Source organism: Serratia proteamaculans (assembly GCF_946227095.1).
GTDB lineage: Bacteria > Pseudomonadota > Gammaproteobacteria > Enterobacterales > Enterobacteriaceae > Serratia > Serratia proteamaculans_E.
Map to the genome: position 1 here is coordinate 187,781 of NZ_CAMISV010000005.1, position 19,310 is coordinate 207,090.

Below are 19,310 nucleotides of genomic sequence, written 5' to 3' on the forward strand. Positions count from 1 at the left end.
ACGCCGCCCCACTGTTTTCGTCTTAAGCGCCAATCACCCCACCGTCTTCACGCGTAATCATCAATACTGACGAGCGCGGACGCGGACTGTTGTTCGGAAAATGAGAATCGCCCTCTTCACCCGGGTGCTGGACGTTGACGAACATCGTCTTGTAATCCGGGGTGAAGGTAATACCGGTCAATTCACAGGATTTTGGCCCGACCATAAAGCGGCGGATTTCCCCGCTGAGCGGATCACCCACCAGCATCTGGTTGTTCCCCTGCCCGGCATAGTCGCCCTTGTTACTGTATTTACCGTCGGTGAGGATCCACAGACGGCCGGTCTTATCAAAACCCAAGCCGTCCGGGCTGTTAAAAGTATTGTCTGCCGTAATATTTGGCGTACCGCGATTGACCCCTTCCGGGTGCGCAATCGGGTTGCCGCACAGGGCATAAATATCCCAGGTGAATGACGCTGCGGTAGCATCGCCGCCCTCATCCCAACGGATAATCTGGCCATAGACATTGTTCGGACGTGGGTTCGCCGCGTTCAATGGCATGCCTTCTTCACCACGTTTGCTGTTGTTGGTCAATGTGCAGTAGGCGCGGCCATCGTGCGGGTTGACCGCGATCCACTCCGGACGGTCCATCTTGGTCGCCCCTACCTGCGCCGCGGCCTTACGGGCGAAGATCAGCACTTCCGCCTCGTCACGGAAGCCGTTTTCCGGCGTCAGGCCATTTTTGCCGAACTCCAGCGCAATCCAGCGCCCGGTGCCTTTCAGTGGCGTACCGGCGGCATCACCGTCAAACTGCGCCACATACAGCGTGCCTTCGTCCAACAGGCTGCGGTTATTGGCCGGATTAGCTACGTCCACCACGCCTTTGGAAACATATTTGTAGATGTGCTCACCGCGCTCATCGTCGCCCATGTAAACCACCAGGCGACCGTCTTTGGCGACGGTCACGGCAGCATTTTCATGTTTGAAGCGGCCCAGCGCCGTGTGTTTGATTGGCGTCGAGGTGGGATTCATCGGGTCGATTTCGACGATCCAGCCGTGACGGTTAAATTCATTCGGGTTCTTCGCCACGTCAAAACGTTCGTCGTAATCCGGCCAGTTGCGTTCCGGCTCGCTGACTTTCAGCGTGTAGCGCTTTTGATCCGCCGTGGTCTTATAGTCGGCCTGATGGGTGCCGAAATAGGTATCGAAGTTCTCTTCGCAGGTCAGGTAAGTGCCCCAGGGGGTTTTACCGTTAGCGCAGTTGCCGAAGGTGCCCAGAACCTTGCGACCGGTAGGATCGGCCGCGGTTTGCAGCAATGCATGACCGGCAGCCGGGCCGCTGAACTGCATCTCGGTGTTGGCCGTAATGCGGCGGTTATAGCGCGAAGGACGTTCTACTTCCCAACGCTGGCTATCACCGGCGCGGCGCACCGCGACGATGGAAACCCCGTGTGCGGCCTGAGATTTACGCACGTCTTCCAGGCTGGTGGCTTTGCTGCCGCCGTGGGCAAACAGATACTGCTCGTTTACGTATTCATTGTTGATGGCCATCACGCCGTGATTGTCATCAATCGGGAAGAAGCTCATGCCATCGTTGTTGTCACCGAACTGTTTTTCCTGATCGGCGGCGCTGTTGTTGCCCTGTGGGTCAAAAGCGACGGCGCCCTCCACCAGAGGCTCGCCCCAGGAGATCAGCACCTCGGCGCGGTATCCCGGTGCAATCACCACCTCATCGGCGGTTGAGGCCGCAATGCCTTTAAAACCCAGAAGCTTGTTCGGCGGTAAATCTTCGGCCAGCGCCTGGGCGGAAACCGTCCAGATGCCGCCACCGAGGAAGCCGGCCAGGCCAACGGCACCGGCGCTGCCCAGCAGCAGTTTACGACGGGTGGGATCGGTCAGGCGGTCAGCATCTAATTGCTCAATTTTGCTCGTCATTGCTTTGCTTCCTTTTTAAATGGCGCCGCGATCGAGATTCACCAGAGTTTGCCGGGCGCTCAGAGTTGGGCTTCATACTAATCAGGAAGTGTGACGAAAATGTTACAATTAAAAGTCAGCGGAAGTTTTGCCGCAGAAACGACAAAGGGCGCAATCTCTTGCGCCCTCAGGAAAATATAACTCACACCCGGCAATCAGCGGTGTTCTAAAATCTCGAAGCAATAGCTGTGAGAATTCAGTTCGTCAGCATCGTGGAACTCACTGAACGAGGTTTCCCATTCGTCCGGCTCATAGTCCGGGAAGTGGGCATCGCCACCGACTTCGGCATCGATATGCGTCAGGTACATGCGGTTGGCGTGAGCCAGGAACTGGCTGTAAATACGCCCGCCACCTATCACCATCACTTCTTCCACATCACCGGCAGCGGCCAGCGCTTCGTCAATCGACGTGGCCCAGGTCACCCCGGTATCCGTGCCCGGACGGCTGCTTAAAACGATGTTATGACGACCCGGCAACGGACGGCCAATGGATTCGAAAGTTTTACGGCCCATAATAACCGGTTTATTCAGCGTGTTACGTTTAAACCACGCTAAGTCCGCCGGCAGGTGCCACGGCATGGCGTTTTCCATGCCAATAACGCGATCCGCCGCCAAGGCAGCGATCAGGCTGATAATCATTGTTAAACCCTGTGTAGGCAGCAAAATTGCTCACACTATACGTAAAGCCCCAACTGCCGTCGATAGGCTAATCAAGCAATATGAATATATAAGATAGCTCTTATCAGAATATCTAATACCCGTTTTTCCGCCCCTTGATTCTCAGACGCCGGGACGTTTGCGATACAGCCACAGCCCAGGCAGTGATAGTCCGATCGATAACGCACCGACGATAAAACAGGCCTTGAGGAAGTTGCTCATCAGGGTGGCCATCAGCGCCTCGCTGTATCCCAGATGCGAGATTTCCACCACCGAGATCATCGCGGTATAGGCCGAGATACCCGGGAACATTGGGATCACCGCCGCCACGGTAAACACCTTCGGGTGCGCCAGCAGCCAGCGCGACCAGTAAATACCGATCATGCCGATCAAAATCGCCGCCAAAAGCGTGGCCCATTCGATGTTCATGCCTGCATGCATCATCAGCATCCGCGAACCATGGCCCACCGCCCCCAACAGTGCACAATAGCGCAGTGCGCGCACCGGCACGTTGAAGACCATGGCGAAGCCCAGCGCCGGTACCGCCGCCAGCAGCATGTCCTGCAGCAAAGCCCAAAGCAGGTTCATGACCACCCCCGCAGATCCCACAGCGACATCGCCATCACCACGCCAATACAGGTGGCCAGCGTCAACAAGCTGGCCATCGCCCAGCGCGCCAGCCCGGTATTGATATGGCCTTTGAACATGTCGGCCACCGCGTTAATCAGCGGAAACCCCGGCACCAGCAGCAGCACGCTGGCAGCCATCGCCACCGTAGAGGTTTGGCTGAATACCGGCAGCCGCAGCAGCAGGCCGGAAACCGAGGTGGCGACAAACGCCGTCAGGCAAAAGTTGATCAGTGGATTCATGTGGCGGGCGGTCAGCATTTGGCGCACCGACATGGCCAGACCGCTGGCGATAAAGGTCACGGCAAAGGCTTTCTGATCGCCGCCGTTCAGCATGCTGAAGCAGCCACAGGACAGCGCCACCATCAGCACCACCAGCCAACGCGGGTAGCGCAGCGGACGAATTTTCTCAAAACGCCGGGCCACATCATGCGCATCCGCCAGCCGGTGCTCGGCCAAAATAACGATGTGCTGCACCTCGGTCACCATCTGCATATTGATGCCGCGATCGACGTTTTTGCGCGTGGTGGTCAGGCATTCACCGTTGCTGAGGGTGGTCAGCACCACCGCATTGGCCGAGATCGAGCTTTCCACGCTGTCCATGCCCAACGCCAGCCCCAGCCGGGTGGATAATTGCTCCACCACCATGCTTTCGGCACCGTGCTGTAACAGCAGCAAAGCGCATTGAATACACAGGCGGGTGATTTCACGCTGTTGCCGCTGCGGTGGCGGTAGGTCGGTGGTTGTCAGTTGCTGCATAGGGCCCCGGGTTTTGTTCAGACTGAGGATCCATCATAGGGTTAAACATTACCTCATTTGGTTGATGCGCATCAGGGGAAGCGGCGTTATTATCAGCGCAATTAGGCCTTTTGTGCAGAGAGTCAAATCATGCTTGAAACTTCGCTGTTCGTTGCTGGTATTGCCGCCCTGGGGATGCTGTCGCCCGGCCCGGATTTTTTCCTGGTGATCAAGAATGCCGCCCGTTATCCGCGCCTGGCCGCCATGATGACCGCCTTCGGTGTGATCTGTGGCGTCGCAACCCATATGTCTTACTGCGTGGCCGGACTGGCAGTGGTGATCACCACCACACCATGGTTGTTCAACGTGCTGAAGTACGCCGGGGCGGTCTATCTGATTTGGGTGGGTATTCAGGCGCTGCTGTCACGCGGTGGTAGCAAGATGAACGTCAGCAATCTGCCGCAGCAACAGGTGAGTCTGAAAAGTGCTTTTGTGCAGGGTTATCTGTGTAATCTGCTCAACCCGAAAGCCACGCTGTTCTTCCTGGCGGTGTTTACTCAGGTATTGCAGATCAACTCCGGACTGGGAGAAAAACTGTGGTATGCGGGGATTATCCTTGGCCTGTCCGCCCTGTGGTGGCCGGTGCTGGTGTTCCTGATCCAAAGCGGACCGGTGCGTCGCGGGCTGGAGAAAACCCAGAAGGTAGTGGATAAATTGCTGGGCGGCATGCTGATTGCCCTGGGTATCAAGGTGGCACTGAGCTAACCCATCTCGTGTGGGGCGCAGCCTGACGCTGCGCCCACCGGGTTTAGCCCTTGGCTTCTACCACCTCATCCTCCGGTGCTTTGCCATCGATACTGCCACGCCAGCCACTCTGCTGGACCCGGGCCAACCGATTCTGATCCTGCTCGATAGCCGCACTGAGCATCTCTTTAGCCCGTTGCAGACCGGCGAGACGGAATTCGGTGTCCTGATAATTCTCCAGCGTTTCCTCGAGCATTTTCAGGTTGTAGCGTCGGAAGGTATCTGCTTTTTCACGTGCCTCGTAAGCATCCAGCCCCAACAGTTCCAGCGTTTCGCGGCCAATGCGCAACGAGCTTTCAAAGGTTTCACGTTCCGGGCTTTCCACCCCTAACTGGCGCAACTGATACCAGTGGTCAACATCGCGCGCACGCGCCACCACCTTCAGGTGCGGGAAGTGCCGCTTGGCCAACTCGGTCAATTGTAAATTGGCCTCCACGTCGTCGATGGCGTTAATCAGCACCTTGGCGTGCTCGGCACCTGCCGCCTCCAGCAGATCGGCGCGCGTGGCATCACCATAAAACACCTTGGTGTCGAACTTACGCAGCGTTTCGATATGGTCCGGATCGTGATCCAACACCACGGTATGCACGCCGTTGGCCAGTAGCAAACGGCCGGCAATCTGACCAAAACGCCCAAACCCGGCAATGATCACGCTGGCGTTTTCATCATCAATTTCATCCGCGGGACGCTCGTCCTTCGGCGCGTTTTTCTCGATGCGAGCCGCCACCACCAACAGCACTGGTGTCACCGCCATTGATAAAGCCACCGCCAGCGTCAGCGATTTAGCCCATTCCGGCGGCAACACCCCGGCCAACTGGGCGGCCCCGAAAATCACGAAGGCAAACTCACTGCCCTGCCCTAACAAAATGGCAAACATGCCGCGCTGACGCTTCGGTACGCCAAGCCAGGGCCCGATCACCCACAATAGCGCCGCCTTGATCAGCATAAAGCCCAGCAGCAGCGAGGCAATCAACAACGGATGGTGGAACAGGGTGCCGAAGTCGATCGACATGCCAACACCGATAAAGAACAACCCAAGCAGCAGCCCCTTGAACGGCTGAATATCGCTTTCCAACGCATGACGGTATTCGGAACTCGCCAGCATTACCCCGGCAAGGAAGGCCCCCATCGCCATCGACAGCCCAGCCATTTCCAGCAAAATGCCAAAACCGAATACCAGGAACAGCGCCACGGCACTAAAGACTTCGCGCATGCCGGAGCGGGCGACAAAGTGCAGTAACGGCCGGGTCACGTAACGACCGAGCAGTACCACCACCACCAGGGCACCCACCACCTTGGCCGCCGACAGGGCAAAGGTCGCTAACGTGGTGACGGCACCGCTGCTGGCCAGCAAGGGGATCATCGCCACCAGCGGGATCGCCGCGATATCCTGGAACAGCAATGCAGCAAATGCGCTACGGCCAATCGGCGACGGCGTCAGGTTACGTTCACTCATCGCCTGCATGGCAATGGCGGTGGAGGACAGAGCCAGCGTCAGGCCGATCAGCAGCGCCACCTTCCAGTCCAGCCCGAGGAAATAGCAAAAGGCACTCAGCGCCAGCCCGCAAGCCGCCATCTGGATAATGCCGCCGCCAAATACCGAGGCGCGCAACGTCCACAGTCGTTTCGGATCCAGCTCCAGCCCGATGATAAACAGCATCAGCACCACGCCGATCTCGGCAAAGGTGAGGATCGACTCCGCGTCAGAGACCAGTTTCAGCCCCCAGGGACCAATAATACAGCCGGCGATCAGATAGCCCAGTACCGAGCCCAACCCCAGTCGCACCGCTATCGGCACGAACAACGCGGCCGATCCCAGATAGATCAGCCCCTCAATCATCATATGGTGATTATCCATGCTCGACTCCCTGATCCGCCGGTTCACTGTGTTCCATCAGATACGCCACCAGCCGCTGGCGGTAGGCCTCTCCGGCGGCAATCAGCGCCGGTTCATTGCAGGTAAAGGTATTGTGCACGGCAAAGTAGGGCTGCCAGTTCATACCGCAATACAGCGCCGTGGCCTGCAGCGGCTGCCCCAGTGCGGCAAAATTGGGGTAATCACCCAGTTCGAAATGGTGCTCATCCCCCCCGCTGGTCACCGCCCACAGGACATCTTTACCTACCAAAGCATCGCCTTCATGACCATAGGCCCAACCGTGCTCCAGCACTTTGTCGATCCACAGTTTCAGCAACGGCGGTTGGCTGTACCACTGCATCGGATGCTGCAACACCACCAGATCGGCACGCTCCAGCGCTTGCTGTTCGGCGTTGATATCAATATTGAAATCGGGATACAGCTCGTACAGCGAACGGACTTCCACCTCGGGAAGGTCCTTGACCGCCTGTAACAGGCGATGGTTGGCATGAGAATGCCGGGGATAAGGATGGGCGTAAATTATCAGGATCATGGTTGTCGTCGTTCCTTCGTTCCTTGCCAATATATCAAGCATATACCAATCACACAGAGTGACAGTTTGCTGAATGATTGATAGCGGAAATTTTTAACACGAGACAACAAATTGGCTGAAGGAGATAAAAAAAGGGCACTGCATTCAACTGCAGCGCCCTGATGTTACGACATAGAGAGATTACTTACCGATGCGTGCGTGCATCTCCTGCACCGAGGTCACCTGTTCGGTCGGATCGGCCTTCAACGCCATCGCGGTGGCAAAGCCGCCGTTCAGGGTGGTGTCGTAATGCACCTTGTACTGCAGCGCGCTGCGGCGAATCAGCTTGGAATCCTCAATCGCCTGGCGGCCGGCCGTGGTGTTAACGATGTAGGTGTACTCGCCATTCTTGATGCGGTCCTGAATGTGCGGACGACCTTCATGCACCTTGTTGACCAGGCGTGGGTTAATCCCCGCCTCGCCCAGCACCACGGCGGTACCGTGGGTGGCATCCAGCTCAAAGCCCTGTTTCAGCAGGCTTGCCGCCAGATCCACCACCCGGGCTTTATCACCTTCACGCACCGACAGCAGTGCACGACCCTGCTTCTTCATGCCTGACTGGCTGCCGAGCATCGCTTTGGAGAAGGCTTCCGCGAAGGTACGACCTACGCCCATCACTTCCCCGGTAGAGCGCATTTCCGGCCCTAAAATCGGGTCGACGCCTGGGAACTTGTTGAACGGCAGCACCACTTCTTTCACCGAGTAGTAAGGCGGAATAACTTCTTCCGTTACGCCCTGCTCGGCCAGCGTTTTACCCGCCATCACGCGTGCCGCTACCTTGGCCAACTGGACGCCGGTCGCCTTGGAGACGAAGGGTACGGTACGCGCAGCACGTGGGTTGACTTCAATCAGGTAGACTTCGTTGTTCTTCACCGCAAACTGCACGTTCATCAGGCCGCGAACCTGCAGCTCGAACGCCAGTTTCTCAACCTGCTGACGCATCACGTCCTGAATTTCTTTGCTCAGGGTGTAGGCCGGCAGTGAGCAAGCGGAGTCACCGGAGTGCACGCCCGCCTGTTCGATGTGTTCCATGATGCCGCCAATCAGCACCCGCTCGCCGTCGCAAATGGCATCGACGTCGACTTCTACCGCGTCATCCAGGAAGCGATCCAGCAGCACTGGCGCGTCGTTGGAAACGCTGACCGCGTTCTGGAAGTAACGGCGCAGGTCGATATCGTCATAAACGATTTCCATCGCGCGGCCGCCCAGTACGTAGGAAGGACGTACCACCAGCGGGTAGCCGAGGCCAGCCGCTTTCTCTACCGCCTGTTCGATGGTGGAGACGGTGGCGTTGGCCGGCTGTTTCAGGCCCAGACGGTGCACCGCCTGTTGGAAACGCTCACGGTCTTCGGCGCGGTCAATCGCATCTGGGCTGGTCCCGATGATCGGCACGCCTGCGGCTTCCAGCTCACGCGCCAGCTTCAGCGGGGTCTGGCCGCCGTACTGGACAATCACGCCTTTCGGCTTCTCGATACGCACGATTTCCAGCACGTCTTCCAGCGTCACCGGCTCGAAGTACAAACGGTCGGAAGTGTCGTAGTCGGTAGACACGGTTTCCGGGTTACAGTTGACCATAATGGTTTCGTAACCGTCCTCGCGCAGCGCCAGCGAGGCGTGTACGCAGCAGTAGTCGAACTCAATGCCCTGGCCGATACGGTTCGGACCGCCGCCCAGCACCATGATTTTCGGACGGTCATTGGTCGGATTGGACTCGCACTCTTCTTCATAGGTGGAGTACATATAAGCGGTGTCGGTGGCGAATTCTGCCGCGCAGGTATCCACACGCTTATAAACCGGGTGCAGGCCATAACCGTGGCGCAGTTTGCGGATTTCGCTCTCTGCAACACCGGCCAGGATAGCCAGGCGCGCATCGGCGAAGCCTTTACGCTTCAGGGTACGCAGGAATTCCGACGTCAAACCGTTGATGCCGGTTTCGGCAACCTGCTCTTCCAGGCGCACCAGCTCTTCGATTTGCACCAGGAACCAGCGGTCCACGTTGGTCAGATTGAAGACACCGTCAACCGACAGGCCGGCGCGGAAGGCGTCCGCGATGTACCAGATGCGGTCAGAACCGGCATCTTTCAGCTCACGGCGGATTTTGGTCAGCGCTTCCGGATCGTCCAGATTCACTTTCGGGTCAAAACCGGTCGCGCCCACTTCCAGGCCACGCAGCGCTTTCTGCAGTGACTCTTGCTGAGTACGACCAATCGCCATCACTTCGCCGACGGATTTCATTTGGGTGGTCAGACGGTCGTTGGCACCGGCAAATTTCTCGAAGTTGAAACGAGGAATTTTGGTCACGACGTAGTCGATGGACGGTTCGAACGAGGCGGGCGTGCGACCACCAGTGATGTCGTTCATCAGTTCGTCGAGGGTGTAACCCACCGCCAGCTTGGCGGCGATTTTGGCAATCGGGAAGCCGGTGGCTTTCGACGCCAGCGCCGAAGAGCGGGATACACGCGGGTTCATTTCGATGACAATCAGACGGCCGGTTTTCGGGTTAACCGAGAACTGCACGTTGGAGCCGCCGGTTTCCACGCCGATTTCACGCAGCACCGCCATCGAGGCGTTACGCATGATTTGGTATTCTTTGTCGGTCAGGGTCTGCGCTGGCGCTACGGTGATCGAGTCACCGGTATGGATACCCATGGCGTCGAAGTTTTCGATCGAGCAGACGATGATGCAGTTATCATTCTTATCGCGCACCACCTCCATCTCGTACTCTTTCCAGCCGATCAGCGACTCGTCAATCAACAGCTCTTTGGTCGGTGACAGGTCCAGACCGCGTTCGCAGATCTCTTCGAACTCTTCGCGGTTATAGGCGATACCGCCGCCGCTGCCGCCCATGGTAAAGGAAGGACGGATGATGCACGGGAAACCGACGTCTGCGGCAACCGCCAGCGCTTCTTCCATATTGTGCGCAATGCCGGAGCGCGCGGTGTCCAGACCGATTTTCTTCATCGCCACGTCGAAACGGCGACGGTCTTCAGCTTTATCGATCGCGTCAGCGGTAGCGCCAATCATGGTCACGCCAAACTCGGCCAGCACGCCCTGACGTTCCAGTTCCAGCGCACAGTTCAGTGCGGTCTGGCCGCCCATGGTCGGCAGCACGGCATCCGGACGCTCTTTTTCGATGATTTTGCGCACCACTTTCCAGTGAATCGGCTCGATGTAGGTCGCATCCGCCATTTCCGGGTCAGTCATGATGGTAGCCGGGTTGGAGTTCACCAAAATAACGCGGTAACCCTCTTCGCGCAGCGCTTTACACGCCTGAGCCCCCGAGTAGTCGAACTCACACGCCTGGCCGATAACAATCGGGCCAGCGCCGAGGATCAGGATGCTTTTTATGTCTGTACGTTTTGGCATTTTTTACTGCTCCTGATTATTTGGCGTTAGAACGGTAAGTCTCGATCAGTTCGATAAAGTGATCGAACAGCGGCGCGGCATCGTGTGGGCCCGGGCTGGCTTCAGGATGCCCCTGGAAGCTGAACGCGGCTTTGTCGGTGCGGTGAATGCCCTGCACCGTGTGGTCAAACAAGGATTTGTGCGTTACGCGCAGTTCTGCCGGCAGGTTGTTTTCGTCCACGGCAAAACCGTGGTTCTGCGCGGTGATCATGACACAGTCTTTATCCAGGTCTTTTACCGGGTGGTTACCGCCGTGGTGACCGAGCTTCATCTTCACGGTTTTCGCGCCGCTGGCCAGTGCCAGCAACTGGTGGCCGAGGCAGATGCCAAATACCGGAATATCGGTTTCCAGGAACTGTTTGATGGCGGTAATGGCGTAATCGCAAGGCTCCGGGTCACCCGGGCCGTTGGACAGGAAAATGCCGTCCGGACTCATCTTCAATACTTCATCTGCCGGGGTTTGCGCCGGCACTACCGTCAGGCGGCAGCCGCGATCCACCAGCATGCGCAGGATGTTGCGCTTGGCGCCGAAGTCGTAAGCCACCACGTGGAACGGCAGCTCAGAGGCCGCTTTGGCTTCCGGCAGTTCGCCTTCAAGCGTCCAGCTACCTTGCTGCCAGCTGTAAGCTTCCTGAGTGGTCACTTCTTTCGCCAGGTCCATGCCTTTCAGGCCCGGGAAACCTTTGGCCTTCGCCAAGGCCAGAGCAGCATCCGGTGTGTCAGCGGCGATGATGCAGCCGTTCTGTGCACCCTTCTCACGCAGCAAACGAGTCAGCTTGCGGGTATCAATGTCGGAGATCGCCACGATGTTGTGACGCTTCAGGTAGTCAGACAGGCCTTCTTCGTTGCGGTAGTTGCTGGCAATCAGTGGGAGGTCGCGAATGACGAGGCCTTGGGCGTGTACTGCGGAGGATTCTTCGTCAGCAGCATTGGTGCCGACATTGCCGATATGAGGATAAGTAAGAGTAACGATCTGGCGGGAGTAGGAAGGATCAGTGAGGATTTCTTGATAACCGGTCATCGACGTATTGAAGACCACTTCCCCCACTGCCGTACCCTCTGCCCCGATGGCCCGACCGTGGAATTGGGTTCCGTCTTCGAGAACCAATAGCGCTGACTTAATCAAAACACCCTCCAAGGAATAATCAATCACAATATCTGCATATTAATTCAGATATCACGATCTAAATCAATGCAAAAACCGCCCTCAAGGTCAATTTTTGGCAAATTGGGCGCATTTTAATGATGAGAGCTCCGCTTGTCTACCCAAAGCGCCATTTTTTCTCTTATTTTTGCACTTCTCAACGTTTAATAGGGTTAGCAGCCATAAAAACACCGCTAAACTCGGGCTAGTAAACGGTTGCGGGGAGGAATGACAAAAAAGCGCAGTGATAAAGGAAAAATATCGGACCAAAAACATCATCAATGGTATTTTTCGGCAAAAAACCAAGAAAAGCATACATAAATGACCATCAGAGTGGAAAATCCATAAATAACCACTGTTTTTAATGTTAAAAAAAAGGACAATAAAATTATTGTCCTTTAATCATAGCACTATGATCAATACAACCACATCACGATGGTATATAAATCAATTATAACTGGTCAAGATTGAGCACATCCCGCATATCAAACAGCCCTTTATCACGCTTATACAGCCATGATGCTGCACGTACCGCGCCACTGGCGAAAGTCATGCGGCTGGAGGCTTTATGGGTAATCTCTACCCGCTCGCCGATGTCGGCAAACATGGCGGTGTGTTCCCCGACGATATCGCCAGCACGAATAGTGGCAAAGCCAATACTCTTCGGATCGCGCTCACCGGTATAACCTTCGCGCGCATACACCGCACACTCTTTAAGATCGCGTCCCAGTGCACCGGCAATCGCCTCGCCCATCGCCAACGCCGTGCCCGAAGGGGCATCCACTTTATGGCGGTGATGCGCTTCAATAATCTCGATATCGGTATAGTCGCCCATCACCTGAGCGGCTTTTTCCAACAGTTTCAGCACCAGATTGACGCCGACGCTGAAGTTGGCGGCAAAGACGATACCAATCTGCTGCCCGGCGGCACGGATGGCCTCTTTGCCGGCATCATCAAAGCCGGTAGTGCCAATCACCATGGCTTTTTTATGCTCGACGCAGAAAGCCAGGTAGCCCAGGGTGCTTTCCGGGCGGGTGAAATCGATCAGAATATCGAAATCGCCAACCACCTTTTCCAGGCTGTCGCTAACGGTCACGCCCAGCGTGCCTACGCCCGCCAGTTCACCGGCATCGGTGCCAATCAGGCTTGAGCCTGGCCGTGAAATCGCCGCCCCCAGCACCACACCCGGTGCCTGCTGTACCGCCTGGATCAATTGACGGCCCATACGGCCGCTGGCACCCGCAACCGCAATGCGGATTTGTGAATCAGTCATGCTTGCTCTCTTGTTGATTTGGCGCCTATCCCATTAGGCTATCGGTTCAGGGTAACTGCCCCACCTTACCACCGCCAGAGGATTCATTTCATAATTAGAAAATTATGATATCCCACGCATTTCATCAGCAATGCTGTCAATGGGATAACATTTGACCAAAAAAATGCCCATGCCTTGATTTACATAATCATGCAGTTTTAACCGGTATAATCTGCATGAAAAACCGCTTTTTAGCTGGGGACTCAATGGGTCAAAACGGCCACCTCATCAGCAATTGCCGCCAGTGCATCATGGCGAGCGTAATCGGCCTGGACCAGCGCAGCACGCTGTCGATACATCGGCTGCGTCAAAATTTGCTGCACGGCTTGCCGCAACTGCGCCGGATCCGGGTTACTGGTATGCAGGTTAATTCCGCATCCCGCAGCCACCACCCGCGTGGCGGCCTCGAGTTTGTCTTCACCGGTACCGGCGACAATCAATGGCACCCCCTGATCCAGGGCGTAGTTGATTGAACCGTAACCGCCGTTGGTGATCAACAGTGCGGCCTGCGGCAGCCAGTGCTCGAAAGAGATAAACTTCTGCACCCTGGCATTCGCGGGCAACAGCGCCAACAACTCGTCAATCGGACGGCCCCCCGTGGTCGCTAACACCCGAACCGGCAATTCAGCCAGCGCCTTCAGCGTCGGGACAATCAGCTGATGCAGATCGACATTTGCCAGCGTGCCCTGCGTGACAATCACCAGAGGCCGCCGGTCAGCCTCATCCCACTCATCGGCAGTTTCAAGCGCCGCCGCCGCGCTACGCAGCGGACCAATAAAGCGCACGCTGGCCGGCAAATCTTCACGCGAATACTCCAGTGCCGGGGTTGCCAGTTGCAAAAAGCGATCGCAGCCGCCAATTAACGCATCGGTAAATGGCTGTTGCAGTGGCTGGCCGCCGGATTGTGCCATCGCCGCATCAAAACTCTGTTGTACCTCCTCGATTAACCCGCGGGTGCCTTCATCCACCAACTGCTCGCGCTGCAGCTCACGGGGCAATAACGCCGGAGGGATCCGCGGCCCATAGAAGATCGAATCCGTAGAGGAGAACGATAACGGCGTCACGCCAATGCCGATCACCGGCGGGCGCTCCCGAGTCTGCAATAGCGGCAACACCCCGTAGAAACAGTTTTCCACGATCAGCAGGTCGGTGCTCTCGGCGGCCATCACGCTTCGCAACTGCTGATCCAGCAACGGGATCGGGGCAGCGAAGAAGTCTTTCAGCGCCAGCGCCATCTGAGCATTGCCCGGCGGCAGCGCAGCCCGTTCGGGAAAGTGCTGCTCAAGATAGCGGTAGTCGAAATCGACCCGCTGATCAAAAGCAATAAATTGCGCGCCAACAGCCTCAGCACGTTGGCGAAACAGCGCACCGGTCATCACCCGAACCTGGTGCCCTTGTGCAATCAGGTGCCGGGCAATGCTCAGCATCGGATAAACGTGGCCGGGCGTGGCCACCGCAGTCATCAGAATACGTGCCATAGCGAGTTAAGCCTCTGTGTTTGCCGGCTTCAACGCCTGATTGGCGCACACCGGGTTGCTCTGAATATGGACCCGCTGCAAATGGCGAGCAGAGCGTGCAGTGAATCCCTCACGCCCGTGCAACAGCGAGAAGTTGTCCGCTACCACTACGTCGCCCTGCTGCCACTGGTGAGCGTAGTAATGGCGCGGGTCGTAAAGATGCTGTTGCAGGGTCTGGTGGAATGCCTCTTGCTTGTCTTGCGGCACACCGTGATATTCCAGCGCGTGCTGGTTAAGGAACTTTTTGCCCTCGGTCGGCGGTTCGTTGTAGCGCATGATCTGCCCACGGCCGCTCGGATGCGTCACCACCAACGGTGAACAAACCTCACCGCCGTAGTGCACTACCTGCTTAATGCGATAAGAGATCGACACCTTCAGCCACTGGGCCAACAGCGCCTCATCGGCATTGGCCAGCAGGCACGTGGTGTCAACAAAGGTGGTGCGCCCGCCTTCATCCTGCGAAGGCGCGGCCACACAGTGGAATAGCTGGAATTCCGGGATGGTCGGCTTGTACATACCGTCCCAGTGCAACGGCACATAGCTGCTGTCGAAAATATGGTCCTTGGCATCCGGATGTTCTTTCACATCCAATACTGCACCGAATGGCCACATCATGATCTCGCCCCAGCCTTCGGCATAGCCGGTCAGCACCTGAGGATCGGTAAAGCCAGAGTCGAAGCCACGCAGCACCAGCAGGTGATGCTGTTGAGCCAACGCCCGCAGCGTCGCTACCGGCAGTTCGCTGATCGGTTGCCCAGGATATTGCGGGGTCAGTACCGCGCCAAAAGGAGTATTCAGTTCAATACGGCAGTTCAGTGTTTGGTGGTCCATAGGTCACTCTCCTTGAATCGAATTTTCTGCTCACACGGCAACCGGGCCGTTAAAAGACGCCCGCCAAAGCGACGGGCGTAAGGTGATGCATTAGGCCATCTGTGGCTGTTCGATCAGGTAATGGCTGGGCGTGCCGCGGATCGCCACCAGTTCACCCGCCAACTGCTGAGCGTCTTTGCGTTTCATCAGCACAAACTGTCCGTTGACCTTAGCCGCTACGCCATGCCACGGCGTTAGCCAGTCGTCTTTGGTTGGCATCATATGAATGCCCATTTTCAGGCTGTCGGCGGGCTGCGGATGGATCGACAGACGTATCGCCAGCGGGAAATGCTGGGCCAGCAGGTTACCCCAGGCCCAGCTGCGCTGGATCACGCCACAGGCGCGCTGTTTGGCGTCTTTTTGCAATGCGGCGTTGGAGCCGCTGTAGCCTGGCAGTTGGCTGTCTTCATACAGGAACCGGGTGATGGCGCGATACAACTGCAGCCCCTGTTCGTCCTGCATCAGTTGCTGTTTGATTGTTACCTCCGGCTCGGCATAACCGTCGACCAACAACTGGCGCAGCAGGTCATAGTCGCCGGTATGCTCGGCCAGCCCTTCCACGTCCCCCAGGTTGAACACGCTCAGGTGCGTCGCCCCAACCTCATGCAACAGGTTTTCGATTTCGTGCTGGTAGTGGTTGATAGCCTCGTCACTGACACGGATCAAATCACCGAAGACATGGCCATCCGAGCAAATGACGATATGGGCACCCGGCGGGTAATAAAGTTGAATGCGTTGGCAGAGAGAATTAAGAAATATTAACGACAGTCGTTCAGCCATATCGGGTACCGAACCAATCACCTTATTAGTATTGGGTGATTTTGTCGGGAAGGCGGGCAAAACAAATTCAATCCGCTGTTCATTTTCAATGAATGCCCGGATACGCGGTAATTGCACCTGAGAAACGGCCTGTTCTTCGTCAGCATTTGAGGCTTCCAATCCCGGGAATCGACGCCGATATTGCAATAGCTCATGAAGGATTTTTAACGATATTTGTTCAATACGGGCACTATCCACAATTAACTCCTGTTCAGATGTGGCGCAGGCAACTTATTCGCAAACGCAATAAGACTTATCAAAAAGAGAGGTGTCGCGTGGGAAATAAGTCTCGCCTCGCGATTTATCTGCTTCAGGCAATATAGAAGAGATAATGCTATATTATTAGCCCGTATAATTAACAATCTTGGTTAAGTTGAACTTAACAAACTATGAGTAATATTCTAAAACGCATGGCCATTTTTTCTAAAGTTGTCGATTGCGGCGCATTCAGCATGGCAGCCAAAGAATTAGGCATTACGACCTCCGCCGTCAGCCAGCATATCCGCCAGCTGGAAAACGAGCTGGGCATTCAATTACTTCTACGTTCTACTCGTTCACTGAGCCTGACCGAAGCCGGGCTGTGCTTTTATGAGGACTGTGTTCTGATGATCCATGCCGCCGAGCGGGGTCAACAGCGTATTGCCGCGCTGCGCGGCGAACTAGCCGGTGAGTTGCGCGTCGCCACCTCGACGGAATTTGCCACCCATTATCTGGTGCCGGCGCTACAGAGCTTCCTTGATGAACACCCACGCATCACGCTGAGGCTGGAAATTCATGATGAAAAGATCGACCTGATAGGCCAGCGTATCGATCTGGCGATCCGTGGTGGCGTAATGGCAGATTCCAGCTATGTCTCTACCCGTCTGGCACGCTTTCGTGAAGTGTTGTGCGCCTCACCGGCCTACCTTGCCGGACACGGCGTACCTGATACCCCACAGGCATTAACTCACCACCAATGGGTCACTTTTACCCCGTTGGGGAACCCGCAGTTTGTTCGCCTGCTCCACCCTAACGGCGACGAGCATCGGTTGCGTATGACCGGACGTTTATTTACCAATAACGGTATGGCGATGAAAGAATTGGCGCTGGCCGGTAAGGGGATCATCCGTAATTTCTTCGTCAACGTTGAAAATGAATTGTGCCGGGGCGACCTGGTCGAGGTGCTGCCGGGCTGGCGATTACCGGATATTAATTGCTATGCGATTATGCCGCGGCGGGACAGCCAGCCATTAAAGGTTCGCCGTTTACTCGAGCATATGAAAATCCATTTACAGAAAAAAGAACAGAATTCCGTAGGCCAGTTACGGATTTAATGAAATAAGAAACGTCTGTAACGACACTTTATTTAGTTATTTAACTTTTCAGCCGATTGCTGACCAGCACCAGAGTTTATTTAGATTGCAGACTAATGATATTAACCTTAATAACTTCCTCATTGCCTATATAAGCATTTACTCCGCCATTAATTCAAATTGTCAGAACGAATTTGACTTTAAGTAACAGAAAATTTGAATCAGTTCTCTCTCCCGCGCCTTTTAATACATTCATTGCCCGGTACCGCTCCCTAAAAAAAACGGGAAGCCAAAGCTCCCCGTTATTTTATTTATGCCCGATGCTTAATCGACCTGTTTGATATCAACCCGCAGCTCTTTCGGCACTTCGAACACGATGTTCTCTTCACGGCCGCTGACTTCCTGCACGTTGACACCGCCCAGCGCTTTCAGGCGACTGATCACGTCCTGCACCAATACGTCTGGTGCCGATGCCCCGGCGGTAACACCGATATTGCGAGCATCCTTCAGCCAGGCTTCCTGAATGTCAGCCGCAGAGTCGATCAGGTACGCCGGCTTACCCACGCGTTGAGCCAGCTCCGCCAGACGGTTGGAGTTAGAGGAGTTCTTCGACCCCACCACCAGAACCACGTCCGCATCCCCGGCCAGGTTACGCACCGCTTCCTGTCGGTTGGTGGTGGCGTAGCAGATGTCGTCCTTACGCGGCCCGATGATGCTCGGGAAACGCTTGCGCAGAGCATCAATCACGTCAGAAGTGTCGTCCACCGACAGCGTGGTTTGTGTCATAAAGCACAGGTTGCTTTCATCTTTCACCTGTAGCTTACCCACGTCGTCCGGTGACTCCACCAGATACATGCCGCCCTTCGGGTTGCTGTACTGGCCCATGGTGCCTTCCACTTCAGGGTGGCCCGCATGGCCGATCAGGATCGCCTCGGTGCCACGGCGGCTGGCTCGCGCCACCTCCATATGCACTTTGGTGACCAGCGGGCAGGTGGCGTCAAACAGCATGGTCAAATCACGCGCTTTGGCTTCGGCCCGAACGGCCTGGGAAACCCCGTGCGCCGAGAAGATCAGAATTGACCCGTCCGGCACTTCGGTAATTTCCTCGATAAATACCGCCCCACGCTCACGCAGGCTGTCCACCACGTAGCGGTTATGCACCACTTCGTGACGCACGTAGATAGGCGCGCCGTAAATTTCCAGCGCGCGTTCAACGATACTGATCGCACGATCAACCCCGGCACAAAAGCCACGTGGGTTAGCCAGCAATATTTGCATGCGTCTCCTCCTGCTGCGGGTCAATCTCCAGCACTTCAATATCGAAGGTCACCGGATGGCCCGCCAGCGGATGGTTGAAATCAACGGTAATCGAATCTTCCGCCACTTCACGCACCACACCCGGCATTTCGCTGCCGTTGACGGCGGTAAACAGCATGATGGTGCCCGCGTCCGGTACCCCGGTTTCCGCGAAGTCACGGCGTGAGAAGAACTGGACCAGGTCCGGGTTCTCTTCGCCAAATGCCGCTTCCGGTTGCAGGGTAAAGGCGCACTTGTCGCCCGCACTCAGACCAAGCAACTGTGCTTCCAGCGGCTCTGACAGGCTGCCGTCACCCAGTCGGAACAGCGCCGGTTTGCCGTTGCTGCGGGTGGATTCTGCAGTTGAACCGTCTTCCAGTTTCAACGTGAAGTGCACCAGCACTTCGCTATCGCCCTTAATCTGAGCCGTCAT

The 19,310-nt window shown here is 56.2% G+C and carries 16 protein-coding genes; 2 read left to right on the forward strand and 14 right to left on the reverse strand.

The features are described 5' to 3' along the window. Positions 1-22: 22 nt before the first annotated feature. The 4 genes from OC597_RS12405 to OC597_RS12420 all read right to left on the reverse strand — a co-directional run bounded on the left by OC597_RS12405 (position 23) and on the right by OC597_RS12420 (position 3,992). Entirely contained in the window at positions 23-1,912 is a 1,890-nt protein-coding gene (locus OC597_RS12405; RefSeq protein WP_261257281.1) for a PhoX family protein, read from the reverse strand. Between the two features lie 194 nt (positions 1,913-2,106). Next, the gene (gene folA / locus OC597_RS12410; RefSeq protein ID WP_261285575.1) at positions 2,107-2,589 is read right to left on the reverse strand and encodes a type 3 dihydrofolate reductase; all 483 of its coding nucleotides are present in this window, start codon (positions 2,587-2,589) and stop codon (positions 2,107-2,109) included. Positions 2,590-2,730: 141 nt separating this feature from the next. After that, positions 2,731-3,195 (reverse strand): threonine/serine exporter, encoded by a 465-nt coding sequence (locus tag OC597_RS12415; RefSeq protein WP_261257276.1) that lies wholly within the window; start codon positions 3,193-3,195, stop codon positions 2,731-2,733. Continuing rightward, positions 3,192-3,992, reverse strand: coding sequence for a threonine/serine exporter family protein (locus OC597_RS12420; protein WP_099063110.1), 801 nt, complete (start codon positions 3,990-3,992; stop codon positions 3,192-3,194). Before OC597_RS12420 ends, OC597_RS12415 begins: the two co-directional genes overlap by 4 nt. A gap of 129 nt (positions 3,993-4,121) precedes the next feature. Between OC597_RS12420 and OC597_RS12425 the strand changes: the two genes are divergently transcribed. Next, positions 4,122-4,736 (forward strand): LysE family translocator, encoded by a 615-nt coding sequence (locus OC597_RS12425; protein WP_085120191.1) that lies wholly within the window; start codon positions 4,122-4,124, stop codon positions 4,734-4,736. 43 nt (positions 4,737-4,779) lie between these two features. Here the strand turns inward: OC597_RS12425 and kefC are convergent, their stop codons facing one another. The 8 genes from kefC to pvcA form a co-directional block, all read right to left on the reverse strand. Next, positions 4,780-6,633, reverse strand: a complete 1,854-nt coding sequence (gene kefC / locus OC597_RS12430) for a glutathione-regulated potassium-efflux system protein KefC (RefSeq protein WP_207979299.1) — start codon at positions 6,631-6,633, stop codon at positions 4,780-4,782. Then, positions 6,626-7,183, reverse strand: coding sequence for a glutathione-regulated potassium-efflux system oxidoreductase KefF (gene kefF, locus OC597_RS12435; protein ID WP_112347991.1), 558 nt, complete (start codon positions 7,181-7,183; stop codon positions 6,626-6,628). Before kefF ends, kefC begins: the two co-directional genes overlap by 8 nt. 180 nt (positions 7,184-7,363) lie before the next feature. Then, positions 7,364-10,588: a carbamoyl-phosphate synthase large subunit gene (gene carB, locus OC597_RS12440; protein WP_262208902.1), complete on the reverse strand. Its 3,225-nt coding sequence runs from the start codon at positions 10,586-10,588 to the stop codon at positions 7,364-7,366. Between the two features lie 16 nt (positions 10,589-10,604). Next, the gene (carA, locus tag OC597_RS12445) at positions 10,605-11,753 is read right to left on the reverse strand and encodes a glutamine-hydrolyzing carbamoyl-phosphate synthase small subunit (protein ID WP_261257272.1); all 1,149 of its coding nucleotides are present in this window, start codon (positions 11,751-11,753) and stop codon (positions 10,605-10,607) included. Between the two features lie 469 nt (positions 11,754-12,222). Next, positions 12,223-13,044: a 4-hydroxy-tetrahydrodipicolinate reductase gene (gene dapB, locus OC597_RS12450; protein WP_261424873.1), complete on the reverse strand. Its 822-nt coding sequence runs from the start codon at positions 13,042-13,044 to the stop codon at positions 12,223-12,225. A gap of 242 nt (positions 13,045-13,286) precedes the next feature. Further along, on the reverse strand, positions 13,287-14,561 hold the full coding sequence (locus tag OC597_RS12455; RefSeq protein ID WP_498881645.1) for a glycosyltransferase: 1,275 nt from the start codon (positions 14,559-14,561) through the stop codon (positions 13,287-13,289). A gap of 6 nt (positions 14,562-14,567) precedes the next feature. Next, on the reverse strand, positions 14,568-15,431 hold the full coding sequence (locus OC597_RS12460) for a TauD/TfdA dioxygenase family protein (RefSeq protein WP_262208904.1): 864 nt from the start codon (positions 15,429-15,431) through the stop codon (positions 14,568-14,570). Positions 15,432-15,521: 90 nt separating this feature from the next. Next, a complete protein-coding gene (pvcA, locus tag OC597_RS12465; protein WP_261257267.1) occupies positions 15,522-16,487 on the reverse strand; it encodes an L-tyrosine isonitrile synthase in 966 nt (321 codons plus the stop codon). A gap of 191 nt (positions 16,488-16,678) precedes the next feature. Between pvcA and OC597_RS12470 the strand changes: the two genes are divergently transcribed. Beyond that, the gene (locus OC597_RS12470) at positions 16,679-17,602 is read left to right on the forward strand and encodes a LysR family transcriptional regulator (RefSeq protein WP_261463250.1); all 924 of its coding nucleotides are present in this window, start codon (positions 16,679-16,681) and stop codon (positions 17,600-17,602) included. A 303-nt stretch (positions 17,603-17,905) separates the two neighbouring features. Here the strand turns inward: OC597_RS12470 and ispH are convergent, their stop codons facing one another. Both ispH and fkpB read right to left on the reverse strand, forming a co-directional pair. Then, positions 17,906-18,859, reverse strand: coding sequence for a 4-hydroxy-3-methylbut-2-enyl diphosphate reductase (gene ispH / locus OC597_RS12475; RefSeq protein ID WP_085120176.1), 954 nt, complete (start codon positions 18,857-18,859; stop codon positions 17,906-17,908). Further along, a complete protein-coding gene (fkpB, locus tag OC597_RS12480) occupies positions 18,840-19,310 on the reverse strand; it encodes an FKBP-type peptidyl-prolyl cis-trans isomerase (RefSeq protein WP_085120175.1) in 471 nt (156 codons plus the stop codon). Before fkpB ends, ispH begins: the two co-directional genes overlap by 20 nt.